This window comes from Microvirga sp. 2MCAF35 (assembly GCF_052115545.1).
Taxonomy (GTDB): Bacteria; Pseudomonadota; Alphaproteobacteria; order Rhizobiales; family Beijerinckiaceae; genus Microvirga.
Map to the genome: position 1 here is coordinate 12,159 of NZ_JBFRGW010000001.1, position 25,475 is coordinate 37,633.

The 25,475-nt window shown below is 64.0% G+C and carries 20 protein-coding genes; 6 read left to right on the forward strand and 14 right to left on the reverse strand.

Going from position 1 to position 25,475, the window contains the following annotated elements:
• Nucleotides 1-14 precede the first annotated feature (14 nt).
• On the forward strand, nucleotides 15-1,484 hold the full coding sequence (locus AB4097_RS00065) for an HWE histidine kinase domain-containing protein (RefSeq protein WP_442036000.1): 1,470 nt from the start codon (nucleotides 15-17) through the stop codon (nucleotides 1,482-1,484).
• 127 nt (nucleotides 1,485-1,611) lie between these two features.
• Here AB4097_RS00065 and AB4097_RS00070 read toward each other — a convergent pair whose 3' ends face one another.
• The 8 genes from AB4097_RS00070 to AB4097_RS00105 all read right to left on the reverse strand — a co-directional run bounded on the left by AB4097_RS00070 (nucleotide 1,612) and on the right by AB4097_RS00105 (nucleotide 14,199).
• On the reverse strand, nucleotides 1,612-3,195 hold the full coding sequence (locus AB4097_RS00070; protein ID WP_442036002.1) for a peptide chain release factor 3: 1,584 nt from the start codon (nucleotides 3,193-3,195) through the stop codon (nucleotides 1,612-1,614).
• 394 nt (nucleotides 3,196-3,589) lie between these two features.
• Nucleotides 3,590-4,651 carry a succinylglutamate desuccinylase/aspartoacylase family protein gene (locus AB4097_RS00075; protein WP_442036003.1) on the reverse strand — a complete coding sequence of 354 codons (1,062 nt, stop codon included), beginning with the start codon at nucleotides 4,649-4,651 and terminating at the stop codon, nucleotides 3,590-3,592.
• 120 nt (nucleotides 4,652-4,771) lie between these two features.
• Nucleotides 4,772-5,713, reverse strand: coding sequence for a glucokinase (locus tag AB4097_RS00080; RefSeq protein WP_442036382.1), 942 nt, complete (start codon nucleotides 5,711-5,713; stop codon nucleotides 4,772-4,774).
• A 104-nt stretch (nucleotides 5,714-5,817) separates the two neighbouring features.
• Nucleotides 5,818-7,626, reverse strand: coding sequence for a glycoside hydrolase family 15 protein (locus tag AB4097_RS00085; RefSeq protein ID WP_442036005.1), 1,809 nt, complete (start codon nucleotides 7,624-7,626; stop codon nucleotides 5,818-5,820).
• Nucleotide 7,627: 1 nt separating this feature from the next.
• Nucleotides 7,628-8,380, reverse strand: a complete 753-nt coding sequence (gene otsB / locus AB4097_RS00090; RefSeq protein ID WP_442036007.1) for a trehalose-phosphatase — start codon at nucleotides 8,378-8,380, stop codon at nucleotides 7,628-7,630.
• A gap of 22 nt (nucleotides 8,381-8,402) precedes the next feature.
• Nucleotides 8,403-10,604 carry an alpha,alpha-trehalose-phosphate synthase (UDP-forming) gene (locus AB4097_RS00095; protein ID WP_442036384.1) on the reverse strand — a complete coding sequence of 734 codons (2,202 nt, stop codon included), beginning with the start codon at nucleotides 10,602-10,604 and terminating at the stop codon, nucleotides 8,403-8,405.
• A gap of 496 nt (nucleotides 10,605-11,100) precedes the next feature.
• Nucleotides 11,101-12,423 carry an HlyD family type I secretion periplasmic adaptor subunit gene (locus AB4097_RS00100; protein WP_442036009.1) on the reverse strand — a complete coding sequence of 441 codons (1,323 nt, stop codon included), beginning with the start codon at nucleotides 12,421-12,423 and terminating at the stop codon, nucleotides 11,101-11,103.
• Entirely contained in the window at nucleotides 12,424-14,199 is a 1,776-nt protein-coding gene (locus AB4097_RS00105) for a type I secretion system permease/ATPase (protein ID WP_442036011.1), read from the reverse strand. It lies immediately after the preceding gene.
• 398 nt (nucleotides 14,200-14,597) lie between these two features.
• On the opposite strand from AB4097_RS00105, the gene AB4097_RS00110 reads away from it, so the two are divergent.
• A complete protein-coding gene (locus tag AB4097_RS00110; RefSeq protein WP_442036013.1) occupies nucleotides 14,598-15,452 on the forward strand; it encodes a hypothetical protein in 855 nt (284 codons plus the stop codon).
• Between the two features lie 242 nt (nucleotides 15,453-15,694).
• On the opposite strand, the gene cydB is transcribed toward AB4097_RS00110, so the two are convergent.
• The 6 genes from cydB to AB4097_RS00140 all read right to left on the reverse strand — a co-directional run bounded on the left by cydB (nucleotide 15,695) and on the right by AB4097_RS00140 (nucleotide 21,481).
• Nucleotides 15,695-16,744, reverse strand: a complete 1,050-nt coding sequence (cydB, locus tag AB4097_RS00115; RefSeq protein WP_442036015.1) for a cytochrome d ubiquinol oxidase subunit II — start codon at nucleotides 16,742-16,744, stop codon at nucleotides 15,695-15,697.
• Nucleotides 16,745-16,755: 11 nt separating this feature from the next.
• Nucleotides 16,756-18,192: a cytochrome ubiquinol oxidase subunit I gene (locus AB4097_RS00120; protein ID WP_442036017.1), complete on the reverse strand. Its 1,437-nt coding sequence runs from the start codon at nucleotides 18,190-18,192 to the stop codon at nucleotides 16,756-16,758.
• A 163-nt stretch (nucleotides 18,193-18,355) separates the two neighbouring features.
• Nucleotides 18,356-19,234, reverse strand: a complete 879-nt coding sequence (locus AB4097_RS00125; RefSeq protein WP_442036019.1) for an MBL fold metallo-hydrolase — start codon at nucleotides 19,232-19,234, stop codon at nucleotides 18,356-18,358.
• 88 nt (nucleotides 19,235-19,322) lie between these two features.
• Nucleotides 19,323-19,673, reverse strand: coding sequence for a hypothetical protein (locus AB4097_RS00130; RefSeq protein WP_442036021.1), 351 nt, complete (start codon nucleotides 19,671-19,673; stop codon nucleotides 19,323-19,325).
• A 296-nt stretch (nucleotides 19,674-19,969) separates the two neighbouring features.
• Nucleotides 19,970-21,136: a DNA topoisomerase IB gene (locus AB4097_RS00135; protein WP_442036023.1), complete on the reverse strand. Its 1,167-nt coding sequence runs from the start codon at nucleotides 21,134-21,136 to the stop codon at nucleotides 19,970-19,972.
• A 27-nt stretch (nucleotides 21,137-21,163) separates the two neighbouring features.
• Complete coding sequence (locus AB4097_RS00140; RefSeq protein WP_442036025.1) at nucleotides 21,164-21,481, reverse strand: SemiSWEET family sugar transporter; 318 nt, start codon at nucleotides 21,479-21,481, stop codon at nucleotides 21,164-21,166.
• 111 nt (nucleotides 21,482-21,592) lie between these two features.
• Here AB4097_RS00140 and AB4097_RS00145 point away from each other — a divergent pair, with 111 nt between their 5' ends.
• From AB4097_RS00145 to ispG, 4 genes are all read left to right on the forward strand, one after another.
• Complete coding sequence (locus AB4097_RS00145) at nucleotides 21,593-22,744, forward strand: glycosyltransferase family 4 protein (RefSeq protein WP_442036027.1); 1,152 nt, start codon at nucleotides 21,593-21,595, stop codon at nucleotides 22,742-22,744.
• Nucleotides 22,741-23,391, forward strand: a complete 651-nt coding sequence (locus AB4097_RS00150) for a class I SAM-dependent methyltransferase (RefSeq protein ID WP_442036029.1) — start codon at nucleotides 22,741-22,743, stop codon at nucleotides 23,389-23,391. The genes AB4097_RS00145 and AB4097_RS00150 overlap by 4 nt, the downstream gene beginning before the upstream one ends.
• Nucleotides 23,392-23,534: 143 nt before the next feature.
• Nucleotides 23,535-24,050, forward strand: coding sequence for a Fur family transcriptional regulator (locus AB4097_RS00155; protein ID WP_442036031.1), 516 nt, complete (start codon nucleotides 23,535-23,537; stop codon nucleotides 24,048-24,050).
• A gap of 137 nt (nucleotides 24,051-24,187) precedes the next feature.
• Nucleotides 24,188-25,474 (forward strand): flavodoxin-dependent (E)-4-hydroxy-3-methylbut-2-enyl-diphosphate synthase, encoded by a 1,287-nt coding sequence (gene ispG / locus AB4097_RS00160; protein ID WP_442036033.1) that lies wholly within the window; start codon nucleotides 24,188-24,190, stop codon nucleotides 25,472-25,474.
• The last annotated feature ends 1 nt before the right edge of the window (nucleotide 25,475 follow it).

Genomic DNA, 25,475 nt, shown 5'->3' on the forward strand with positions numbered 1-25,475 from the left:
GGAGAGGGCAAGGCGTGAGCTCCTTCCGAACCTGGGCGCATGGCCTCGACGAGATTCGCTTCCAACCCGAAGCGAAAAAACTCAGCCACGAGTTTTTGTCGAGCCTTCTGGAGAACGTCCCGCTTGCCATTTGCGTGACCGTCGGACCCGAGCACCACTACGCCTTTGCCAACAGGATTTTCCGATCCGCTCTCGCGCTCTCGGGCAATCTCATCGGCAAAACTCTTCGAGAGGCCCTGGGTAGCCGATACACGGACCAGACGCAGGGCCCACGGCAATCCGTGCTCGAGACCGGGCAACCGGTCCAAATCACCAACGTGCTTTGCGGCCCCGGCGCGACCCAGGAGACGACGTTCTGGGACATTACCTTTCTGCCCGTGCGGGATGCGGATGATCGCATCAGTGGTGTTTTGTCGCTCGGCGTCGACGTCACCCTACGGGTGAGTGCCACGCTCGAAGCAGACCGGCAGACTCAAGAGGGGATCATCAACAGCAAGCGGCTCGCCCTTGCCGTCGAGGCGACCGAACTCGGCCTGTGGGAATGGATTGCCGAGACCGGCATGATCTACTGGTCGGATCGCCAGAGGGAAATCTTCGGCATCTCCGCAGAGGAACCGCTCACCCACGAACTCTGGGTTTCGTCCCTTCATCCCGACGACCGGGACTGGGTTGTCGCCAAGGTCAGCTCCCTCACGGACCCTGCCTCGATGGGAAAGCTGCAGATCGAATACCGGATCGTTCGCCCCGATGGAGATTTGCGCTGGATCAGCAGCAGGGGCCGGATGCTGTATGAGACCGTGAACGGCAGGCTGCAAGCCGCACGCCTGCTCGGCACGATCCTGGACATCACCGAGCGCCGCACGAATGAGGAGGCGCGCCGCCTTCTCGCAAAGGAACTCGACCATCGGGTGAAGAACCTCTTCGCCATGGCGAATGCCATGGTGAGCATGACGGCGAGGACTGCGGCATCACCCGAAGAGATGGCGACAGCGCTGCATGGGCGCTTGCAGGCCCTGGCGAGGGCTCATGAGCTCATTCGCCCAGCTCTCGCGGAAGAACACCCGCATGAGGGCGAAACCACGATTGCCGCGATCATCGAGACGATCCTGGCGCCGCACAGGGATCTCAGCCTGCCCGGCAGGATCCTGATGGAATGCGCGCCGATCACGGTCGGCGCACGATCGGCCACCAGCCTGACGCTCGTCCTGCATGAACTTGCAACGAATGCTTCCAAATACGGAGCGCTCTCGGTCAGCGATGGATACCTCATCATCGCCTGCTGGCAGGAAGGCGACACGACATTCCTGGTCTGGCAGGAGAAGGGCGGCCCGTGCATCGAGGGCCCGCCCGCCTCAAAGGGCTTCGGTTCGCAACTGGCGCGCAAGAGCGTGACGGATCAGCTGGAAGGCGAGATCTCTTACGACTGGCAGCGCGAGGGTTTGCGCGTCGAACTACACATTCCCATCACGCATTTGTCTCAATGAGCCGTGTCGATGGAGAAGGTGGTTTCAAAGCATCGGACGTGAATTCGAACGCACGTCCGATGCTGTAGATTTTAGGCTTGACGCATCTTTGCACGCAAAACCGGTTCCCGCTTTTGCGTGCAATGCTTTAAGCCGCCTTCTTCTGGTAGTCCTTCACGTCCGAGAACCGGATCGCCTTGTAGCGATCGACCTCGTATTGAAGGTTGAACATGTTCGGCGCCATGAAGACCGGCGCGTCGTCGAGATCCCGCGCCATGGACGACAGATGGCTCTCGATGAACTTGTCGAGTTCCCGCGGATCGTCCGCCGTGATCCAGCGGCAGATGGAGAAGCGTGTCGGCTCGTAATCGATCGGCAGGCCGTATTCGGCCGCGAGCCGTTCCTTGAGCACGTCGAGCTGCAGTGCGCCGACCACGCCGACGATGGCGCCGGAGCCGTCCTGCGGCACGAAGAGCTGCACGACGCCTTCTTCCGCCATCTGCTGCAAGGCTTCGCGCAGCTTCTTCGCCTTCATGGCGTCCTGCAGCTTGATGCGGCGCAGGATTTCCGGCGCGAAGCTCGGCACGCCGCGGAACACGATATCCTCGCCTTCGGTGAGCGTATCGCCGATGCGCAAGGTCCCGTGGTTCGGGATGCCAACCACGTCGCCGGCCCAGGCCTCGTCCGCGATGGCGCGATCCTGGGCGAAGAAGAATTGCGGCGAGTTCAGGCTCATGGGCTTGCCCGTGCGAACCAGCTTCACCTTCATGCCGCGCTGGAGCTTGCCTGAGCAGATGCGCATGAAGGCGATGCGGTCGCGGTGGTTCGGATCCATGTTGGCCTGGATCTTGAACACGAAGCCCGACATCTTGGGCTCGCCCGCTTCGACGAGGCGCTTGTCGGCTTCCTGGCCGCGCGGCGGCGGCGCGTAAGCAGCCAGCGCGTCGATGAGATCGCGTACGCCGAAATTGCGCAGCGCCGAGCCGAAGAACACGGGCGTGAGATGGCCTTCGCGGAAGGCCTGCAGATCGAAGGGCTTGCAGGCCTCCTGGGCCAGCATGACCTCCTCCTGCCACGCATCCGTCTCCTCCGGCGGCAGCAGGTTCAACACCTTGTCGTCGGTCGGGCCCGACACCTCCGTCGGCTCCTCGTCCGTATCGATGCGCCGGACCAAGTTGCGGCGCAGGTCGAAGGTGCCGGCGAAGCTCTTGCCCTGGCTGATCGGCCAGGTGACGGGCGCGGTGTCCAGCGCCAGCGTCTTCTCGATCTCGTCGAGCAGGTCGAAGGGGCTGCGCGCCTCGCGGTCCATCTTGTTGATGAAGGTCACGATGGGGATGTCGCGCATGCGGCACACCTCGAAGAGCTTGCGCGTGCGCGCCTCGATGCCCTTCGCGGCGTCGATCACCATGATGGCGGAATCCACCGCCGTCAGCGTCCGGTAGGTATCCTCCGAGAAGTCCTCGTGGCCCGGCGTGTCGAGCAGGTTGAAGACGCATCCGCCATACTCGAAGGTCATCACCGAGGTCACGACCGAGATGCCGCGCTCCTTCTCGATGCCCATCCAGTCGGACCGGGTGGAGACGCGGTTCTTCTTCGCCTTCACCTCGCCGGCGAGTTGGATCGCGCCTCCGAACAGCAGGAGCTTTTCGGTCAGCGTGGTCTTACCCGCGTCCGGGTGGGAGATGATCGCAAAGGTGCGGCGGCGGCCCACGGGGGCCGGAAGATCGGTCATGGCGGTCAAAAAATCTCTGGGAACGACGGTGGGGACAGAACGCCGCAGCGCCCCGCCCTTTTGCTGGTCTCTTCTCACCCCATATGGGGGTTTCCCGTCAACAGCGAAAGGAGGTGATCCAGTGTCTCATTGTCATACCCTACGGTCCCCGGTTGCCGTGACCTGGATCTTGGCCTCTGCCGAGATTTGTGCGTAACGCACGGCGCATCGCGCGGAAAAGTGGAATCCGGTTTTCCGTATTGAGCGATGCGTAGGTTAGAACGAGCATCGAGTAGATGCCAAAAGTGGTGTCCACTTTTGGGTCCGATGCTCAGAACGGCTCCTTCAGGGCCGTGGAACCGACAATGGAAAGGCCGCCTTTCGGGGCGGCCTTTCTTTTTTGTTTCAGCGGACTTTACGCCCCGAGCAGCTTGCCCGTGCGCTTCGCCGTGGTGCCGCCGACCTTGGCGATCCGCATGCCTTTCGTGACGAAGCGCACGGCGACCCGGGCGAACATCACGCCGTCGGTGGGCGCCTTAGCCGGCGTCACGGCGCCGGTCAGCGGATCGATGACCTCCGCCAGGATCTCGCCCTCCTGCACCTTCGTGCCGATCTCGGCCCTGAACACCAGGATGCCGTTCTCGGGAGCCTGAACCGGCTCGGAGGCGGCCAGAGGGGTGGCCTGGCAGAGAGCCTCGGGCACCCGAGGAGCCTCGCCGGCAATGGCGCCGCGCAGGATCAGGTAGTCGACCATGGCGGCCGCATCGGCCCGGCCCGTCTCATGGGTCACGTCGCGCTCGCCCCGGAACTCCAGGGTCGTGGAATGGCAGGCGAACGGGATCGGGTGATCGGGGAACCGCTCCGCCAGCTCCGCCCAGGGGCGGCTGCAGGCCTCGTCGAAGGGCTCGTCGCCGGATACATCGGCGATGAGGTAGGCATGGGAGCCGAGGAGCGCCGAGAGCGGGGCGAATTCCTCCGCCGAGCGGGAATGGGTGTAGAGATGCACCACGGCTTCCGAGTCGCAGTGGAGGTCGAGCACGATGTCTGCCTCCTGGGCCAGACTCAGCAGGGCCTTCTTCATGACCTCGGCGGCGTTCGACGGCTGCCAAGCCTCCAGCTCGGCCCGCAGGGCTTCGCGGATCAGGCGGACGTTCTGGTACCCATCCTGCGTGAGCTTGCCCTCGACCCGCTCGGCCACCTTCGGCACGAGGTGCGGATAGCCGCGGTTGAAGTTGACGCCGTCGGCGAGATGGAAGCGGCCGATATGGTCGCCCATCACCCGCTGGGCGAGGCCGATGGGGTTGGCGGAAGGCACGAGGATGATCTCGCCCTTGATCTTCCCTTCAGCCTCGAGAGCCGTCAGGCGCTCGCGCAGGTGGTGTGCCGCGATCATGCCGGGGATCTCGTCGGCATGGAGCGAGGCCTGGACATAGATGCGGGGGCGAGCACCCTCGGCACCGAAGCGCTGAACCGTCAACGACAGGTCCGCCCCAGGGGCGAGAGGCGAAAGAGCAATCTGTTCTGTTTTCATATGCAACCAAAAGGGTTCCGACGCGGGAGAGGCTTATGCCCTCCCCTTGCGTCTTCAGCAGTGCCTTCAGGTAGCCTGCCATCCTTGCGATTGGAAGATGAAACGCCGGGGATTCGACACGATGGCGGCCAATCCCTCCAGGGCCGGCTCCGGATTGACGATGGCGTAGACCGGCACCTTCCTGGCCCAGGCATCGTGCGGCGCCTTGTCGTCGAAGGCGTCCCGGAAGCCGCCGCTCTGAAGGATGTCCACCATGCGCGGCGCGATGCCGCCGGCGATGAACACGCCGCCGGAGGACTCGAAGGTCAGCGCCATGTCGCCCGCGTAGCGTCCCAGCCACCGAGCGAAGAGATCAAGGGCGGCCTGGGCCAGTTCGTCCCCCTCGCGTGCCGAGGAGAGAACGTCGTTCGGCTTGGTATAGGGGCAGCTCACGCAACGCTGGGCGGCAATCGCTCTTGCGATGCGGAACAGGCCGGGACCAGAGAGAACCACTTCGGCGGAAACACGTCCCCCGACCCTCTCCAGATGCGGCCAAAGGTCTGCCTCCGCCTCCGTCGCAGGGCCGAACGCGATATGCCCCGCCTCGGTCGCCACGATCGTCCAACGATCCTCGACCGGGACGAGGGCACCCACGCCAAGACCCGTCCCGGGCCCGAGGACCACGAGAGGGGTGCCCGGCTCCGGGCGTCCGTTGCCGATGGGGGCAAGATCGCCCTTGGCCTCGTCGAGCACCGCCACGGAGGCGGCGACCGGGGTATAATCGTTGACGAGGGTGACGCGCTCCAGGTTCAGTGCCTTGCCGATGGCCTGTGCGTCGATCACCCAATGGGCATTGGTGAGGCGGATCGCGGGCGCGTCCACCCGGGTCGCCACTGCGATGATCGCCGAGCGGGGAGCGGGCCCCTCATAGGCTTCGAGCGCGATCCTGATGGCTCCGACCGGATCGGGCGTCTGCGCCGTCAACGTGCGTGGCAGGAGCTGAACGGTCGCTCCAGGCTCAGGCAGCACGGCGAAGCGGGCATTGGTCCCGCCGATGTCTCCGAGCAGAACAGGAAATGCAAACATCGAAGCCTATCGTCCTTTCTGCCTCACTCCGCACCGACCGAATGCGATCAGAACGCTTCCTCCCAACTCCGGCTCAGGCGCACGGCGGAGTTGACGAGACCGACCATGGAATAGGTCTGCGGGAAGTTCCCCCACAATTCGCCGGTCGTGAAATCCGCATCCTCCGAGAAGAGCCCGAAGGAATTGCGCAAACTCAGAATGTGCTCGAACAGTTCCTTCGCCTCGTCCTTGCGTCCGATGGCGTTCAGCGCATCCACGTACCAGAAGCCGCAGATCATGAAAGCCGTATGCATGAGGCCGAAATCGTCTTCCACATCATAACGCAGGAGCAGGTCGCCGCGCCGCAGCTTCGCGCCGACGGCCTCCACGGTGGCGATGAAACGCGGATCGTCCGGCTTCACGAAATCGAGTTCGGCCAGGAGGAGAAGCGTCGCGTCGAGATCCTCGCCATCGAAGGAGGACACGAAGGTGCCCTTCTCGGGATTGTAGGCGCGCTCGTTGATCACCCTGTGCATATGATTGGCGTTCTCGCGCCAGAATGCGGCCCGATCCTCGCGGCCCATGGCCTCGGCGATCTTGATGAGGCGGTCGCAAGCCGCCCAGCACATCACGCTCGGAAAGGTATGCACGGCCGCCTTGGTGCGAAGCTCCCACGGCCCGGCGTCAGGCTGGTCGAAAACCTCGATGGCGCGCTGCCCCAGCTTCTCCAGGTGAGAGAACAGGGCCCGGTTGCCGGTGCGGATCAGGCGCTTGTCGAGGAAGGCGTGAACGGAGGCCAGGACGATGCTGCCATAGGCGTCGTTCTGGATCTGCGTATAGGCCGCGTTGCCGACGCGCACGGGGCCCATGCCGCGATAGCCCGCGAGCGCCGTCGCCTCCCGCTCCTCCAGATCCGGCGAGCGCGTGATGCTGAAGAGCGGCGGCATGTCCTTCTGGTCGGGGATCGCCTCCATGTCGTCGACGATGTTGGTGATGTAGGTGAGGTATTCCTCCATCGTCTTGGTGGTGCCGAGCCTGTTCAGCGCCTGGATGACGAAATAGGCGTCGCGCAGCCAGCAATAGCGGTAGTCCCAATTGCGTTTCGTGTGCGGCGCTTCCGGCACCGAGGTGGTGAGCGCCGCCACGATGGCACCCGTCTCCTCGTAATTGCAGAGCTTCAGCGTGATGGCGGCGCGGATCACCGCCTCCTGCCAGTCGAACGGGATGGACAGCGAGCGCACCCAGTCGCGCCAGAAATCGACCGTGCTGTCGAGGAAAGCACGGGCCGTGGAATCCGTCTCGGACCGGAGCGGCTCGTCCTCGCCGAAGAAGAACGACAGGGGCCGGTCCACCACGAAGGGCCGCTCGTCCTGTACATAGGACACGGAGGCGTCCGTGGTGAGACGCAGCGAATAAGCCGGTCCGACGAAACGCAGATGGTTGCTGCCGCGGGTCAGGCTGGGCGGGCAGCCGCCCCAGTCGTAATAGGGCCGCAAGCGCACGCGGATGCGCGGACGTCCCTTCACCGGATAGACCCGGCGGATCAGCATTGGCGGACGGAACGTGCGGTCGTAATGCTTGAAGCGCGGCGCGAAATCCGTGACCTCGAGAATGTTGCCGAAGGAATCCGTCATGCGCGACACGAGAACGGCCGTGTTCTCGAGATAGGTCTGCTCACAGGAGACCATGCCGACCATGTCGATGGCGAAGATTCCCTTCTGTTCGGCGTCGGTCCGGTCCTCGGGACTGTCGAGCAGGGCGGAAAACACCGGGTCGCCGTCGAAGCGGGGAAAGCAGCTCCAGACGATCTGCGCCCGGCGATCCACGAGGGCCGAGATCGTGCAGTTGCCGATGACGGCAAGGTCTAGCGAACTCATATCAGCAATCATCCCCTCTGAAAGGCAGCGTCCCTTCGTAAGCCCACGTGGACAGGCAATGTCGCAGATCCGCAGGCGTTCCAAGGCGAACCTTGGCAACAGTGTCTCCCGCACCGATGCGCACGGACAGGCCGTCATGAGCATTGACGGTCTTGAACCCGTGCTCGTCGGTGAGATCGTCGCCGATGAAGATCGGACGCCGCCCCTTGTAGGGAGCTTCCTGGAGAAATCTCTCGATCACCTTGCCCTTCCCGGCCGCCGAGGGAAGGATTTCTGCCACAGCTTTCCCGTGTTGAACACGGTAATCAGAGCCTAGCGCCTCGACGGCCGCGTGAGCGGTGGCGAGGGCGAAATCCTTCTCGTGCGGAGCAAGGCGCCAGTGGATGGCAACCGAGCAACCCTTGTCCTCGATCAGGACGCCTTCCTTGTCCGCAACAATCTTGCACAATCGCTCGACCATCTCGCGCAGGGCGGGGTGCTCGTCGGGGTCGCACATGGAAAGCCGGCCGGCGATGCGATGCTCGAGCCCGTGAAGCCCGGCCATGTCGAAGACAGGGGGTGCGAGGCGCCTATCGAGGAACTCGACCGGACGTCCGCTGATGACCGCGAGCGCGCCGCCGAGTCGTTGCTGCAGCCGGGTAAGAATGTCCGGAAGGGCCGGATCTACGGCCACCGCATCGGGCCGTTCGGCAATGTCCACGAGGGTTCCGTCGAAATCGAGAAAGAGCGCATAGTCGTTGTTCACATCAGGCATCGGATCGGGTCTCGCAGGAGTTTCACGCATTGGCCGGTGCAATCCTCCGCCCCTTGGCGATCAATCGCCTGATCCGCTGCTGCTTGCGCAGGCGGGAAGCGGCCAGCAGCATCTGGCCCGCCCAACGATAGACGTTTCGCTCCTTGACCTGATCGCGCATCAGCCGCATCCGCTCTCGCTGCTCGTTCTGCGACATGGTCAGCGCGCGGTTGATGGCTTCGCCCATGGCGTGGGCATTATAGGGGTTCACGATCAGCGCTTCGGACAACTCGCGGGACGCGCCGGCAAACGCCGACAGGATGAGCACGCCCTGCTCGTCGTCCCGCGCCGCCACGAACTCCTTGGCCACGAGGTTCATGCCGTCGTGCAGGCTCGACACGATGCATAGATCCGCCGCGCGGAAGAGCTCGAAGACCTGGTCGGGTTCATGATGGCGGATGAGGAGCTTGATGGGCTCATATCCGTTGCCGCCATGTTTCTCGTTGATGTCGCGCGCCAAGGCTTCGGCCTCTTCCTGGAGCAGGCGGTAATTGGAAAGCTTGCTCCTGGTAGGCGCCGCCACCTGAACGAAAGCAAAATTGCCGTGCCATTCGGGATGTTCCGTCAGGAGCGCGTCGATGGCCTGCATGCGGTCGATAATGCCCTTCGTGTAATCGAAGCGCTCGATGCCGACGCCGATACGCATGTCCGGGGACAACCCCAGACGCTCGCGCACGATCCTGCGGCATTCCTCCACAGGCTTCTGGCCTTCCATGGCCGTGGGCGGCCATTCGATGGAGATGGGGTAGGGACGGATCAGGGTTTCCTCGCCGCCGAAGAACACGGAGTCCTTCTCCCGGTCGATGCGGCTTTCCACGTAAGAATCGACGGCCTCCAGGAAATTGTTGCAGTGGGCCTGGGTGTGGAAGCCGAGGATCGAGGAGCCCAGAAGCCCGTCGATGATCTCCTCGCGCCAGGGGCAGATGCCGAAGGTTTCCGCGTTCGGCCAGGGGATGTGCCAGAAGGTCACGATGGTGGCCCGAGGCAGCCGGTCGCGGATCATGCGTGGCAGGAGCGCGAAATGGTAATCCTGCACGAGGATGACCGGGTCTTCGCGCTTGGCCTCGGCGACGATCGCCTCCGCAAACTTCTCATTGACGGATCGGTAGAGCTGCCAGTCCGCCTCTCGGAAGATCGGGCGTACGAAGGCGATGTGGCACAGGGGCCAGAGGCCTTCGTTGGCTGCGCCGTAATAATACCCATCCTGCTCCTCTTCGGAGAGCCAGACGCGGCGCAGGGTATAGGAGGGGTGATTCGGGGGAACCGGCACCCGGTCATTGGCGTCGACCGTGTCCCGATCGGCCGTGCCGCTGCCATGGGCGACCCAGGTGCCGCCGCAGGCGCGCACCACCGGCTCCAGGGCCGAGACGAGGCCGCTCGCCGGAATCTGCAGGGAAATCTCGCCGCTCTCCGTCCGGTTGTGGATGTAAGGCTCGCGGTTCGACACCACGATGACCTCCGACCCCGACAGCTCGTTGGAGAGCGCGGCCCTCAGGGTCTCGGGGCTCCAGTCCGTATGCGCGGCATCGATGGTCCGCCGCGAGGCCTCCAGCTCCTGGAGCACGTCGCGGATTTCCTGCCCGAGGGGGATGATGTTTTCCTCGGCGGGCGGGTTGGCGTTGCCCGCGCGGGCGCTCTCGAGGGCCTGCCGGATGGAGGCCAGCCAGCGACGCATGATGATGGCCGCGATCATGGCCGCCAGGGCCGCGGCCCCGAAGGCGACGCCGGCAAGAGCCAGGAAGAGGTAGTTGCGCGCCTCTCCGCCGCGCTGGTCGGCATAGCTCAGGTCGTGCAGGACCACGAGATGCCCGGACTGACCTCCTACGGTCAGCGGAAAGGAGCTGACCAGGATATTGTGATCCTGATTTTTGACGATGGAGAAGCTTTCCGAATCGGACCGGGAGGCCTCCGCACAGGAAAAGGACGGAGGCATGTTGCTGGTCGGGAAGCGCAGATCCTGCCCGTCGCAATAGCCGATGGCGAGAACCCGCTCGTCGGTCGCGATGCGTTCGAACAGGATGCCGGCCTGCTGGGTATCGTTGCGGGCTAGGAGGCCGCTGACCTGGTCCCGGACGGAGTTGAAAACGAGGCGGGATCGCAGCTCGACGTCGCGGCGCGTCCATTGTTCCACGAAGGATGTAGCAAAGGGCAGCACGGCCAGGATGACGATGGCCGCGACGAGCATTGCGATACCGCCAAAGCGGAAGATGATCCTCAAAACGCTAAGTTCCTCAAGAAAACCAAGACTGTCATCGAAGCGGACCGGTCCGATCCTGCGACGGGACCTCGGATTTTGCCTTCGATGGAGGGCCGCAGCAGAACACGGCCCTCGCCCCTGTTATGGGTTTCCGCACGGAACTTTCCAGCCTTGGCCGGCCTGCGGTCGAATCTCTCGCGTATCGGACCCAAAAGTGGATTTGCATTTTTGGGATGCCATCTGATGCGCCACTTCTAGTGCATCATGCGGAAAAGTGGACCCGGTTTTCCGCATCAACGATGCACACACTAAGGAAGAAGCATCGGATTCGATCCCAAAAGTGGACCCACTTTTGGGATCGAATCCGATGCTTTAGAAGAGCGCATGGTTCAGCACGGACAACGCTCCGAGAGCTCAAACGAAAACCGCGGCCGAGGCTTATGGCCCCGACCGCGGTTTCCGATATTCGTTCGGCCTGGAGGGATCAGTGCTCGCGGAAGGCGCGGGCGATCTGCTCTTCCATGGGCTTGAAGAAATACTCGAACGGGGTGCGCTGGTTCACCTCGACGAAGACTTCGGCCTGCATGCCGGCGATGAGATGGAGGTTCTCGAGCTTCTTGATCTCATCCTGGGACAGCTCGACGCGGATCGTATAGAAGGTCGCGCCGGTCTGCTGATCCCGCGACACGTCGGCCGAGATCCGGGCGACAGTGCCGTGCAGATCCGGGATCATGCGCGCGTTGGAGGCATGGACCTTCACGGTCGCCTTCTGGCCGATCTTCACCTGGTCGATCTCGTTGGGCAGCACCTTGGCTTCGAGCTCGAGCTTGTCGTTCACCGGAACGATATTCATCACCGGCTCGGCCGGGGAGATCACGCCGCCGATAGTGTGAACGTTCAGCTGGTGGACATAGCCGTCGCTGGGCGCACGGATGTCGATGCGCTTCAGCTGGTCCTCGGCCGCCACGCGCCGCTCGGTATATTCCGCGATTTTGCCCTGGATCTCGCGCAGCTCCTGCATCGCCTCGGCGCGCATCTGCTCGTCGATCTGGATGATCTGGAACTTGGTCTCGGCAATGCGGCTCTCGGCCTGGGCGACACCGGCGATGAGCTGGCCGCGCTGGCCCTCGATGCTCGCGGCATCGCGCTCGAGGGCGTTCAGGCGCGTGATCGGAACGAGGTTCCGGTCATAGAGGTCGCGAACGCCCTTCAGTTCCGCCACGATCAGCTCGGCCTCGCGGGCCTTTGCCGTCTGCTGGGCCTTCAGGCCCACGATCTCGTCCTCGGACTGCGCGATGCGCTTCCCGAGCTGGTCCTTCTGCGCGTCGCGGGAGGCGCGGCGCGCAATGAACAGGGTGCGTTCCGAGGACACGATCTTCTGAATGGCCGGCTCATTGAGACGAGCGGCGAACTCTGCCGGCATCTCGATCATGGACGCACCATCTCGCTCCGCCTCCAGGCGAGCCTGACGGCCGAGATACTCGTCGAGCTGCTTGGACACGACCTGAAGGTTGGCGCGGGTCATGGTCTCGTCCAGGCGGACCAGGAGATCGCCCTGGGCGACCCGGTCGCCTTCCTTGACCTTCAGCTCGCCGACGATGCCGCCGGTCGAGTGCTGGACCTTCTTGACGCTGGTATCGACCACGAACTGACCGCCGGCGACGACGGCGCCGGACAGGGTCGACGTAGCGGCCCAGAGGCCGATGGTCCCGGCGAAGAGGGCGATCATGGCCACGCCGCCGATGGTCGACTGACGTAGGATCCGCTGGTGGACGGACGGTTTTTGGGGGGCTTGAATGACCAACATTTAACCAACCTCTCGCAGGTTCGTGGCCTGGGCGGCCGGCGCCTGTTGCGGCCGCACCGGTGCCGGTGCCGGCGTCGCATTGCGTTTCATGACGGACTGCAGAACCTCGTCGCGCGGTCCGATGGCCTTGATCCGGCCTTCTTCCATGATGGCCACCTGATCGACCTGGCCAAGGGCCGCCGGACGGTGCGTGATGACGACGACGACGCCGCCGCGCTTGCGCACCGCCAGGATGGCTTGGTTCAGGGCCTCGTCGCCGGCACCGTCGAGGCTGGCATTCGGCTCGTCGAGCACGACCAGGAACGGGTTGCCGTAGAGCGCGCGGGCAAGAGCCACACGCTGGCGCTGACCGCCCGACAGGGAGGCTCCGCCCTCGCCGATGCGGGTGTCGTAGCCGTCGGGCAGATTGAGGATGAGCTCATGCGCACCGGCGGTCTGCGCCGCGGCGATGATGTCGTCCGGCTTGGCGTTCGTCTGGAAGCGGGCGATGTTTTCGGCAACGGTGCCTTCGAACAGCTCCACGTCCTGCGGCAGGTAGCCCACGTGGCGACCGAGAGCGTCCGGCTCCCACTGGTCGAGGGCCGCGCCGTCGAGGCGGATCTCGCCGCGCAGGGTCGGCCATACGCCGACCAGGGCGCGGGCGAGGGTCGACTTGCCCGAAGCGCTGGGACCGATGAGGCCGAGGCCCTGGCCGGCCTGGAGCCGGAGCGAGGCGGCCTGGACGATGGGCAGCGAGGCGCCGGGAGCCCCGACATAGACCTCTTCCACCGACAGGGCGGCCTTCGGGGCGGGCAGCGGCATGCGCTGGCCCTGGGCCGGCACGAGGCTCATGATGTGCTGGAGGCGGCGATAGGCCTGGCGGGAGGCGGTGAAGCCCTTCCAGTGCGCAACCGCGATTTCGATCGGGGCGAGCGCGCGGGACATCAGGATCGAGCCGGCGATCATCAGGCCGCCCGACATCTGGCCCTGGATCACGTAATAGGCGCCGAGGCCCAGGACGGCCGACTGAATCACCATGCGGAAGACCTTGGCGAAGGCACTGATGCCCGCCGAGGATTCGCTGGCGCGCAGGCCGTCATTGACGTGACGGACATGCACCTCGTCGTAGCGCTTGGCCAGGAAGCCCAGCATGCCGTTGGCCCGGATGGTCTCCGCGTTGCGGCGGCTCGTCTCCGCCATGGCATGGCGTTCGGCGCCGCTCTTGGTCACCTCGTAGGAGGGGGCCTTGCTCTTGGCGTCCGTGTAGAGGGTCAGGAGGATGATGACCACGCCACCGACCACCGACAGGACGCCGATGCCGGGGTGAATCATGAAGCAGCCGATGAGGAAGATCGGCATGAACGGCATGTCGAACAGGGCCGTGGGGCCGAGGCTCGACAGGAAGCCGCGGATCGTGTCGACGTCGCGGATCGGCTGCATGCTCTCGGCCTGCTTGGCGCCCTTGAGCGGCATCGTGGCCACGAGATCGAAGACCCGGTGCGAGAGCAGCTCGTCGAAGCGGGCGCCGATGCGCGCCAGCATGCGGCCGCGCAGCATGTCGAGCCCGCCCGAAAGGGAATAGGCCGCAAGCGTGATCAGCGACAGACCGATCAGGGTCGGGATGCTCCGGCTCGACAGCACCCGGTCATAGACCTGGAGCATGTAGAGGGAGCCGGTGAGGGCCAGGAGGTTGACCACTGCCGAAAATGCGGCAACCCCGGTGAAGGAGGGAAGGCACGACTTCAGAGCGTCTTGGACCTCTGTGCTGTCTTCCCGATTTCTCGATGCCTGCTTCATAATCTTCTTCCATCGGCAGACCAGTTAACCCGGCGCCTTCGTGGTGATAGAGCCATTGTGCAAGGATATACCTTATCACAATGTTCGCCATCTGGCGATGGCTGCGATATCGGGCAGTGGCCCCAAAGAGTATCCCGTTATAGTGAGGCCTGGAAGGCCCGGTTTATCAGCACTCTTATGGGTATGAGAGATGCCCCTAAGATGGTCGCATTCCGTTACGCCACCTTTTGTAACCCTATTATATGTAACTATGTCAACAAAAAGTTCGATTCTGATATGAATTTTATTACACCCTCTCCATTTCGAGAGGGCATGCAACGTAAGTACTTAACTGTAAAGCTAACCCTTTGGTAAACATTCAGGGTTAACGTTCTCTGACCTGGAAATGAGGTCGGAATATGGACAACAACATACGTTCTCAGGCTGGCGGCGAAGCGGCGAAGCAGGCCGGTGCATCCACCCTCAACCCCGTCCAGATCGATCCAACGGCCAATGCGGCTCTGGAAGAGGCCATCCGAAGCGCGAAGCTCGGCCTGAGACCGGCCCCCTCCCCTAAAGTTGCACCGAGCAAGGCGGTTGCGTCCGTCCGGGCATCGCCCGCAAGGTTCCTGGGGCAGGCCGCCATGGCCCTGCTCCTCGTCGGGATCGGCTGGACCGCTTCCTATATGGGAACGCTCGCCAACCAGGACGCCATCCGTCGCCTGGAGACCCAGACAGCCCATAGCCAGGAAATCCTCGCCCGGCTGAGCACCGACCTGAACGCTCTGCGGGAAACGGTCGTCGCGTTCAAGGACATCGAGCACACCGCGTCCACATCGTCTGTGTCGGGACAGGCGACGCTGTCGGACAAGGTCGAGCGCCTGGCTATCAGCCTGCAGGAGCCGGGCAAGAAGCTCTCCTCCCTCGAGGAAAGGCTGGACCGGATGGAAAGCCAGATCATGACCACCCTGGCCGGACTCGCCACGAAGCCGGCAGTTCCGGCTGCACCTCCGGTGACCGAAGCGGCCTTGCGCGAGGAAGCCCCCGCGCCCAAGCCGATGAAGAGCGAGCCCGTGAAAAGCGAGCCCGTCGACGGGTGGGTGCTCCGTGAGGTCTATGACGGCGCGGCCCTCGTCGAGAACCGCAGCCGCCGCCTCTACGAAGTCATGCCCGGCGGCATGTTGCCCGGCGTCGGTCGCATCGAGGCCATCGAGCGCCGCGGCGCCCGTTGGGTGGTCGTCACCGACAAGGGCTTCATCGGCACCTATCGTTAGCGCATCGTGCGGAAAAGTGGCCCCGGTTTTCCGCTTCGAACGATGCGCTCTTCAATCAGTGGAGCATCGGATGGATCCCAAAAGTGCAAGTCCACTTTTGGGTCCGATGCTCTAATGGGGAATGATGCCCCTCAGGCCGTAGACGAGTCCCGCGAAGACCACGAGACTCGCCACATAAATGAAGACAAACCAGAGAAGGCGTTTCGAGCGCGATCCCAGCGGGCGCTGCATTCCGGCCTGCATCAATGGTACCCGTAGCCGCCGCCCGAGATCTCCTCGGCGACCTTGCCGCGGAAGACGTAATAGGCATAGGCGGTATAGGCGAAGGTGATCGGCAGCACGATGGCGAAGCCCACCAGCGCGAAGAGCTGGGAATGGACGGTGTTGGCGGTGTCCCAGATCGTGAGGCCAGGCGGCACGATGAAGGGGAAGAGGCTGACGCCGAGGCCGAGATAGCCCAGCAGGAACAGCGAAATGGCCAGGAAGAACGGCCGGACGTGCCGGCCCTCCTCCAGGTCACGGAAGAGTCTGTACCCGACATAGGCCGTGATCAGCGGGATCGGCGCGAGGAAGGCGATGTTGGGCCAGGTGAACCAGCGCGTCTCGATCTGTCGCCCGAGGAACGGCACCCACACCGACACGACGGCCATGGCGAGAATGGTGGCGAGGAGAAAGCGCACCGCCATGCGCCGCGCCCAGATCTCCAGCTCGCCCGTGGTCTTCATCACGCACCATGTCGCGCCGAGAAGCCCATAACCGCAGATCAGGCTGATGCCGGTGAGCACGCTGAACGGCGTCAGGAAGTCGAAGGTGCCGCCGGTGAACTGGCGGCCGTCGGTGGGAAAGCCCTGCACGAAGGCACCCAGCACCATGCCCTGGAAGAACGTCGCCAGCAGCGACCCGAAGAAGAAGGCGTTGTCCCACAGGAATTTCGAGCGATCCGCCTTGAACCGGAACTCGAAGGCGACGCCGCGAAAGATCAGCGCGATCAGCATGAGGATGATCGGGATGTAGAGCGCCGGCATGAGCACCGCATAGGCGATATGAAACACGGCGAAGAGACCGCCGCCGCCGAGGATGAGCCAGGTTTCGTTGCCGTCCCAGATGGGCGCGACGGAAAACATCATCCGGTCGCGCCAGTTCTCGCTGCCGGCCGCCTTGAAGAGGATGCCGACCCCGAGATCGAATCCGTCGACAATCACGTACATGGCGACGGCGACCGCGATCAGCCCCGCCCAGATCAGCGGCAGCCAGAAGGCCAAACCTTCGTGTTCCGTTCCGAAACCGAACATGCCCTGCCCTCCTATTCCGCCGGCTGCGCGCGATAGCCCGGGCGTCCCTCGATGGCCTCGTCCGGCACGGAGAACGGACGCTTCGGCTTCTTGCCGAGATCGTCTCCGCGCATATCCTCGACCGGGTCGGGCCCGCGCCGCAGCAGCTTCGCGAGATAATAGGAGCCGAAGCCGAACACGAAGGCATAGACGACGATGAAGGTCAGGAGCGATGCGCTCACCGCTCCTGCCGCGACAGGAGACACCGCGTCGGCCGTACGCAGATGGCCGTAGACCACATAGGGCTGGCGGCCGATCTCCGCGACGAACCAGCCGAAGAGCACGGCGCCGAACCCGGACGGCGTCATGATCATGGCCGCGGTCAGGAAGGTTCTGTTGGTGAAGAGCGTGCCCTTCCAGCGCAGATAGAGGCTCCACAGCCCGATGCCGAGCATCGCAAAACCGATGCCGACCATGATGCGGAAGGAGAAGAAGACCGGCAAGACCGGCGGGCGCTCGTCCGGCGGCACTTCCTTCAGGCCAGGCACGACGCCGTCGAAGGCGTGGGTCAGAACCCAGCTGCCGATCTTCGGAATGGCAATTTCGTAATGGTTCGTTTCCGCCACCTCGTCGGGAAGGGCGAACAGGCGAAGCGGCATGTTCGCCATCTTGTCCCAGTTGCCCTCGATGGCCGCCAGTTTCGTCGGCTGGTATTTGAGCACGCCGAGGCCGTGAAGATCGCCGATCAGGATCTGCACGGGCACGAAGATGGTGGCGAACCACAGCGCCATGGACAGGGAGCGCCGCGAGGCGGCGAGCTTCGCGGCCGGCGCATCGTGCGGATGCCGCAGCAGCATCCAGGCGGACATGCCGGCGACCGCGAAGGCCGTCGTCAGGTAGCAGCCCATCACCATATGGGCGTAGCGAAGCGGGAAGGACGGGTTGAACACGACCTTGAACCAGTCGACCGGCACCGCCTTGCCGCTCTCGATGGCGAACCCATCGGGTGTCTGCATCCAGGAATTGGCGGACAGGATCCAGAAGGCCGAAATCAGGGTGCCCAAGGCCACCATGCAGGTGGCGAAGAAATGCAGGCGGTCGCCGACCCTTTCCCAGCCGAAGAGCATGATGCCCAGGAAGGCCGCCTCCAGGAAGAACGCGGTGATCACCTCGTAGGCGATGACGGGTCCGAGCACGTTGCCGGTGAATTCGGAGAACCGCGACCAGTTCGTCCCGAACTGATAGCTCATCACGATCCCGGACACGACGCCGAGCCCGAAGGAGACGGCGAAAACCTTCACCCAGAAGCGGAAGAGGTTGCGATAGAGCGGGTCGCCCGTTCGGAGCCAGTTGAATTCCAGCGCCGCGAGCCAGCTGGCCAGACCGATGGTGAAAGCCGGGAAGATGATGTGAAAGGCGATCGTGAACGCGAACTGGATGCGTGAGAGCAACAGGGCATCGAATTCCATTTTCCGCTTCCCCTCATCGGCCTACCAGCCTGCTTTTAGGGCGACGGCCGGCAGCGACCAGAGGGAGGAGCCGTTTCCACGCCCTTAGGAACGGCTCCGTTCGCGATTTTTAGCCCTTTTAACGAAGAAGCCGGACTGACTTCGCCGCAAGTACTCTCGTGGATTAATGGGCTCGCAGAATTGGATGATAGTGCCCGGAAATCGGTCGCCATCCCGTGCTCAGACGCTGCAGGGCCTCGAGCTCGATCGGGTCATGGCTGCAGAAGATCTTGACATTGCTGCGACCGTCGTTTGCCAGAGCCCGCAATCGTTCCTGATTGTGAAGGCGCAGCGGCCGGTCCTCCTCCATCAGCTTTTGATAGGCGCGGAGCCCCGGCGTACAGGACGGATCCTCATCCATCTCGTGCCGATGAAAGTAAGCGTCGCCCGCGTTGAGCAACCAGCCCTCCGGCGTGTCGATGGCGATGCCGGCATGGCCCATGGTGTGACCGGGAAGCGGGATCATCAGGATCTCGGGCGGCAATCCATCGAGGTCTCGCACGGAACGGAAACCGAACCACCCCTCACCCGTCGGATCGTAGAAGCGCCAGCTCCGCACCTCATCCCATTGCCCGGGGCTGTAGCGGCGGCGATGGATGAAGCCCTGCCTCACCTCCGCCTCCTCGATCTCGGCGCGCAGGACGTGAACGGTCGCGTCCGGGAAATCCTCGAGGCCGCCGGCATGATCGAAATCCAGATGGGTCAGTACGATGTGACGCACGTCGCGAGGCGAGAAGCCGAGGCGCCTCACCTGCTCCAGCGCCGTATAGCGGTGTTCCAGCTGAATTCGGTTGGTGTGGATGAAGAGCGGGCTGATGCGCCCATAGGGGTCTTCCACGTCCCTGGAGCCGAAGCCCGTATCGACGAGAACGAGACCGTTATCGTCCGTCTCGACGAGCAGGCAATGACAGATCAAATGACCGGTCAGGCCAGGGCTGGCGCCATCCCAAAGCTTTCCCCCGACGGGACACATGCAGCCGCAATTGAGATGATGAATGCGCATGGCGGGGCCTCGCTGAAACGGAGATGGCGAAGCCCTAACGGACGAAACAGGGAAATGTTCGCACCGCTTACTCCAGCGGACATTCCCGTCACTTGCTGCAGGAGAAGGGCGGAAACGTGCTCGCCGTTCCGGCATTCATGGCGGCCACCACCATCATGTTGGCGAGTTTCAGCTCCTCCGCCGAGCGCGGGCAGACATCGCCCTTCGTCAGGCAGCCCGAAGCCAGGAATGCTTCGTGACGATCGATGAATTCCCGGCTCAAGCCCTTCGTGCCGCGATGGGCAAGTGCCTCCGACCAAGCCTTCTTGTAGCGGGCGCATTTCACCTCGGGCCAGCTCTGAGGTTGCGGCTCCTGTGCGACCGACAGTGTCGCTCCGCTGGCGATGAAGCCGGCGAGGAGGGCCACGGTGGCGGCAATCGTTTTCAATGAGAGGTTCATGTCAATCAGTTTCAGCAAATGCGAATGGAATGACCATGTGAGACGCAAGCGGTCAAGGTGCCGAGCGTACTGTATGCAATACTCTCGACGTCATCACCGCCTTGTGCCGGTGATCCCGACCCGAGAAGCGCCGCGCTTTTCCAATCGGGATGGCCGGGACAGGCCCGGCCGCGACGGGAAGGTCTCATTCAGTCCTTAAGTCCGCGCGACATCCGCAAGAGGCAGGCGCAAACGAGGCGATCTGAAAGGGATCCCGGATTCGCTCGGCCTAGAGCAACCTTGAACCGTCCAGTTCCTCAAACCCGCATCTCGGGCTGAGCCTTCTGCTTTCTTCCCGAAGAAACGCGACGCTTCTTCGCGGGCTTCTTCTCTTCGTGCTTCTCTGCTTCCCGGGAGAGCCGCTGCTCCAGCAGGGCCAGGACGGCAGCCTCCTCGGGCTTGAGATTGGAGAGATCCTCGCGCAGCTCCGTCTCGATCTCCTGCTTGATATCCAGCAGCAGGCCTCCATCGAGATAGGACGCGAAGATTTCCGGGTGCACGTAGCATTTACGGCAGATGCTCGGCGTGTTGCCGAGCCGCGAGGAGACCTTCTCGATAGCCGCGCGGATGTTCTTCTTGGCCTTCGCATCACTGTCGAATTCCTCGAATTCGGCGAGAGCAAGCGCCGCCAGCACCGTTCCGGCCCAGGTGCGGAAATCCTTCGCCGTGATGTCGCGTCCGGTGATCTCCTTCAGATAGGCGTTCACATCGGCCGAGGCGATCGATTGCTGCTCGCCTGTCTCGTCGAGATACTGGAACAGATCCTGCCCCGGCAGGTCCTGGCAGGCCTTCACGATCCTGGCAATGCGCCGGTCCTTGACCTGCAGGCGCCACGTCTTGCCGCTCTTGCCCTTGAACTGGAAGCGCAGTTCGCTGCCCTCCACCTTCACATGCGGGTCGCGCAGGGTAGTGAGGCCGTAGCTCCTGTTCTGCTTGACGTAATCGGAATTGCCCACGCGGATGAGCGTGTTCTCGAGCAGATGAACGACCGTGGCGAGAACCTTCTCACGCGGCAGGCCGCGCAGGCTCATATGCTCGTCGATGGTCTTGCGGATCGCCGGCAGGCCCTTGGCGAATTCGAGCATGTGCTCGTATTTCGTGCTCTCGCGGATCTCGCGGAAGGCGGCATGGTAGCGATACTGCTTGCGGCCCTTGGCGTCGCGCCCTGTCGCCTGGATATGGCCGTTGGCCTTGGCGCAGATCCAGACATCCGTATAGGCGGGCGGGATCGCCAGCGACTTAATGCGTTCGAGCGTCGCCTCGTCCTCGACCTTCTTGCCATCCGGCCTGGTATAGACAAAACCCTTGCCGGACTTCTTGCGCCGGATGCCGGGCTCCTCGTCGGAGACGTAACGCAGTCCCGCCGTTTCGGCGGCATCGCGGGGATCAACGATGTTCTCGGTGGTGGCGTTCGGGTCCAGCATGGGAAGCCTTGATTCAGGTGCAAGACGTCAACCGGACCGTACCAGTCCGGGTTCCCTGTGCGACTGTGTACCTTGGGATTTGCGCTTCTCGTTGCGGATCTTGAAGACCAGGATGGTAGCGCTCAACCCAAGGCTCAGCAGGTTGAAGACCATCATGGGCCAGCTGCCGATCATGAACCCGTAGGCCGACCACAGGACGAAGGCGGTGACCGTGACGATGTACATATGCTTGGAGATCGCGCGCGTATCCCGCTCCCGCCAGGCTTTGACGACCTGAGGGACGAAGCTCGATGTCGAGAGAATGCCCGCAATCGTCGCCAGGAAGTTCGGCAGCCAATCCGGCATGTCTGTTTTCTCCCTGTCTTCAAGATGACGGCAACGGATCCCGATGGAGGGAGTTCCCTTTTGCCCCTTGAGAAGGGTAGAAGAGCGCAACCGTTTCATCCGGATGATACCTTGTCTGCCTTTCCTCAGCCTGACCTCCAGGGCCGCAAGCTCGTCTTCGTGATCACCGAGGACTGGTTCTTCGCTTCCCACTTCCTGCCCATGGCCAGGGCTGCGCGCGAGCTCGGGCTCGACGTCTCAGTCGTGGCCCGGGTGCGCTCGCACCGGAACGTGATCGAGGCCACGGGCGCCAAGGTGATCCCGCTCGAGGCCGAGCGGCGCAGCCTGAACCCCATGGCGGCGGGCTATGCCGCCGGGCAGCTGGCCGCGATCCTCAAGAACGAGAAGGCGGATCTCGTCCATTGCATCGCCCTCAAGGGCATCCTGGTCGGTGGCTTCGCCGCCGCCATGGCGGGCATTCCGCGCCGGGTCTATGCGCTGACCGGGTCAGGTTTCCTCGGTGCCCGGAAGGGCATGGTCGCGCGCCTGTCGCAGCGCGCCGTGCGCCTGCTCGTGCGCGGCCTGGAGACGGGCAAGACCCGCTACGTCTTCGAGAACACGGACGACCCCAGGCTCCTCGGCCTCGACCCGGCGAGCGACCGCGTCACCATTCTCGGAGGCGCCGGCATCGATCCGGATCTTCTCAGGCCCAGTCCCCTGCCCCCGCGGCCCCCGCTCAAGGTCGCGGTGGTGGCCCGCATGCTCTGGTCCAAGGGAATCGACGTGGCGGTGGAGGCCGTGCGCGCCGCAAGGGCAAAGGGCGCGGCCGTCGAGCTGTCCCTCTACGGCGCGCCCGATCCCTCAAACCCGAAGGCGATCCCGGAGGAGACCCTGAAGAAATGGAGCACCGAGCCCGGTATCTCCTGGCTTGGAGCGACGCGGGACGTGGGCTCCGTCTGGCGCGAGCACCATGTCGCCTGCCTGCCCTCGCGGGGCGGCGAGGGCCTGCCGCGCACGCTGCTGGAAGCGGCCGCCTGCGGCCGCGCCATCGTCACCACGGATGTCCCCGGATGCCGAACATTGGTGCGGGATGGTGTCGAAGGGCGCCTCGTCCCTCCCGGCGACGCCGGGGGGCTCGCCGAGGCGCTCGTCGCCCTGTCCGACGAGCCTGATCGCGTCGCCCGCATGGGCGAGGCAGCCCGGGCCCGGGTTCTTGACGGCTTCACGGAACGGGACGTCATCGAAAGCGTCAAACGGCTTTACGCCTCCATGCTGGCCCCATGATTCCCGATCCCGTCGCCTTCATCCGGTCCGAAACCCGCCTCCTCCCCGTGCCCCACGCGCCGGAAATCTCCCTGCACGTGGCCGACGAAGCGACGGAGCTTTGGCAGAAGACCGAGGAGGAGCTGGGCGAGATCGGCCTGCCGCCGCCCTTCTGGGCCTTCGCCTGGGCGGGCGGACAGGCGCTCGCCCGTTACATCCTTGACCATCCGGAAACGGTGAGCGGACGGCGCGTCCTGGATTTCGCCTCCGGCTCGGGTCTCGTCGCCATCGCGGCCTTGAAGGCCGGGGCTGCGGAGGTGACCGCCTGCGACATCGATCCCTTCGCCATCGCGGCCATGGGCATCAATGCCGCGGCCAATGCGGTCTTGATCACCCCGCTCCAGGCGGACATCGTCGGGCAGGACGGAGGCTGGGACACGGTGCTGGCCGGCGATATCTGCTACGAGCGTGATCTCGCCGAGAGGGTCATCCATTGGCTGTTCGCCCTGAGCGAGAGGGGCGCCACAGTGCTGATCGGCGATCCGGGACGCAGCTACCTTCCCAAGGATCGGCTGGAGATCCTGGCTGCCTACGAAGTTCCCGTGACCCGCACCCTCGAGGATGCGGACATCAAGAAATCCAACGTCTGGCGCTTCCGGCAACCCTGATCCTCGGCCGGCGAAGCGGCACCTTGCCAAGCTGGATTGCCTCCTCAAACGAGTAGTGTTATAACCTACATATATGAAGTGGATCCGCATCTCGGATGCGGGTACCGCAGGAATTACGTCAGCGATTTACGAGGATCGACCGGATGGCCCATTCACCGTCTCTTCCCCAGGAGCTTCCCTATGGCGGCGCTCCAGTTCACGCTTCCGGAACCTCCGAGAAGACGAAACGGGCCATGGCGCTGTCGGAAGATCTCTGCCAGGCCAAGGGAGCGCGCCTGACACCGATCCGCCGCCGGGTCCTTGAAGTGCTCCATGGCGCCGACAAGCCGCTCGGCGCCTACGATCTGGTGGATCTGCTCGGATCGCACGGACGGCGCATGGCTCCGATTACCGTCTATCGCGCCCTGGATTTCCTCATCGCACAGGGTCTGGTGCATCGGCTCGCGAGCTTGAACGCCTATATCGCCAGCTCCAGCACCTCCAGCGGTCACGGCACCACGGCTTTTCTGATCTGCGAAGGCTGCGGAGACGTCAACGAAATCACGGCTCCGGACGTGGCCGAGACCGTGCTCAAGGTCCTGCAGGAGCAGGGCTACCAGCCCCGTTCGAAGATCCTGGAGATCACCGGGCGCTGCACCCATTGCCAGGATGTTCACTGAGACGTTCCATCGACGCATCCTGCGGCCCCGAAACAGGCACGCGTCCGGATCCGATGCGCTAAGCCGCGCTTGACGAAGAGGGCTTTTGGCATCAGCTAAACGGCGGGCAGCCCGGAGCTGCCGCCGTGGATTGCAGCATGTCCTTCATCTCGTCTCCCGAGACCTCCTCGTTCTCTGAGAGCTTTGCCGGCCCCGCCCCGCGCCACCGCACGGTGGGCGTGCGCGTGGGTTCCGTCATCGTCGGCGGCGGTGCGCCCATCGTCGTCCAGTCGATGACCAACACCGATACGGCCGATGTGGACGCAACCGTGAAGCAGGTCGCCGCGCTTGCCCGGGCAGGCTCGGAGATCGTGCGGATCACCGTGGACCGCGATGAGGCGGCCGCCGCCGTCCCGAGGATCCGCGAGAGGCTCGACCGGCTGGGAATCGATGTGCCGCTCGTCGGCGACTTCCACTATATCGGCCATCAGCTCCTCGCCGATCACCCCGCCTGCGCCGAAGCGCTGGCCAAGTACCGCATCAATCCCGGCAATGTCGGCTTCAAGGAGAAGAAGGACCGGCAGTTCGGCGCCATCGTCGAGCAGGCGATCCGATACGGGAAGGCGGTGCGCATCGGGGCCAATTGGGGTTCGCTCGACCAGGAATTGCTGACCCATCTCATGAACGAGAACGCGGCCTCGGCGAACCCGCGCGACATGCGCTGGGTCACCCGCGAGGCCATGATCCAGTCAGCCCTGCTCTCCGCTACCCGCGCGGAGGAGATCGGATTGGGGAAGGACCGGATCATCCTGTCGGCGAAGGTCTCGGCCGTGCAGGACCTGATCGCCGTCTACCAGGATCTGGCCCGCCGGTCCGATTATGCCATTCACCTTGGCCTCACCGAGGCCGGCATGGGGACGAAGGGCATCGTTGCCTCGTCCGCCGCCATGGGCATCCTGCTCCAGCAGGGCATCGGCGACACGATCCGGTATTCCCTGACCCCGGAACCGGGCGGAGACCGGACCCTGGAGGTCAAGACGGCCCAGGAACTGCTCCAGACCATGGGGTTCCGCACCTTCGTGCCGCTGGTCGCCGCCTGCCCGGGCTGCGGACGCACCACCTCCTCGGTGTTCCAGGAACTGGCGCGGGACATCCAGAACTGGATCTCCACCTCCATGCCCGAATGGCGCCGGACCTATCCCGGCGTCGAGAACCTGAACGTGGCCGTGATGGGCTGCATCGTGAATGGGCCTGGCGAGTCGAAGCATGCCCATATCGGCATCTCGCTCCCCGGTACCGGCGAGCAGCCCGCCGCCCCCGTCTTCATCGACGGCCGCAAGGCCATGACCCTGCGCGGTCCGACGCTTGCCAGGGACTTCCAGAAGATCGTTCTCGACTACATAGAGAAGAACTATGGCCAGCCCGGACGCGATGCCGCCGAATGAG

What these genes read in the sequence shown, in the direction of transcription:
- AB4097_RS00070 (WP_442036002.1), bottom strand. Translation starts at nt 3,195, where the DNA reads ATGACCGATCTTCCGGCCCCCGTGGGCCGCCGCCGCACCTTTGCGATC.
- AB4097_RS00085 (WP_442036005.1), bottom strand. Translation starts at nt 7,626, where the DNA reads ATGAGTTCGCTAGACCTTGCCGTCATCGGCAACTGCACGATCTCGGCC.
- otsB (WP_442036007.1), bottom strand. Translation starts at nt 8,380, where the DNA reads ATGCCTGATGTGAACAACGACTATGCGCTCTTTCTCGATTTCGACGGA.
- AB4097_RS00095 (WP_442036384.1), bottom strand. Translation starts at nt 10,604, where the DNA reads ATGCTCGTCGCGGCCATCGTCATCCTGGCCGTGCTGCCCTTTGCTACA.
- AB4097_RS00100 (WP_442036009.1), bottom strand. Translation starts at nt 12,423, where the DNA reads ATGTTGGTCATTCAAGCCCCCCAAAAACCGTCCGTCCACCAGCGGATC.
- AB4097_RS00105 (WP_442036011.1), bottom strand. Translation starts at nt 14,199, where the DNA reads ATGAAGCAGGCATCGAGAAATCGGGAAGACAGCACAGAGGTCCAAGAC.
- AB4097_RS00110 (WP_442036013.1), top strand. Translation starts at nt 14,598, where the DNA reads ATGGACAACAACATACGTTCTCAGGCTGGCGGCGAAGCGGCGAAGCAG.
- cydB (WP_442036015.1), bottom strand. Translation starts at nt 16,744, where the DNA reads ATGTTCGGTTTCGGAACGGAACACGAAGGTTTGGCCTTCTGGCTGCCG.
- AB4097_RS00120 (WP_442036017.1), bottom strand. Translation starts at nt 18,192, where the DNA reads ATGGAATTCGATGCCCTGTTGCTCTCACGCATCCAGTTCGCGTTCACG.
- AB4097_RS00125 (WP_442036019.1), bottom strand. Translation starts at nt 19,234, where the DNA reads ATGCGCATTCATCATCTCAATTGCGGCTGCATGTGTCCCGTCGGGGGA.
- AB4097_RS00130 (WP_442036021.1), bottom strand. Translation starts at nt 19,673, where the DNA reads ATGAACCTCTCATTGAAAACGATTGCCGCCACCGTGGCCCTCCTCGCC.
- AB4097_RS00135 (WP_442036023.1), bottom strand. Translation starts at nt 21,136, where the DNA reads ATGCTGGACCCGAACGCCACCACCGAGAACATCGTTGATCCCCGCGAT.
- AB4097_RS00140 (WP_442036025.1), bottom strand. Translation starts at nt 21,481, where the DNA reads ATGCCGGATTGGCTGCCGAACTTCCTGGCGACGATTGCGGGCATTCTC.
- AB4097_RS00150 (WP_442036029.1), top strand. Translation starts at nt 22,741, where the DNA reads ATGATTCCCGATCCCGTCGCCTTCATCCGGTCCGAAACCCGCCTCCTC.
- AB4097_RS00155 (WP_442036031.1), top strand. Translation starts at nt 23,535, where the DNA reads ATGGCCCATTCACCGTCTCTTCCCCAGGAGCTTCCCTATGGCGGCGCT.
- ispG (WP_442036033.1), top strand. Translation starts at nt 24,188, where the DNA reads ATGTCCTTCATCTCGTCTCCCGAGACCTCCTCGTTCTCTGAGAGCTTT.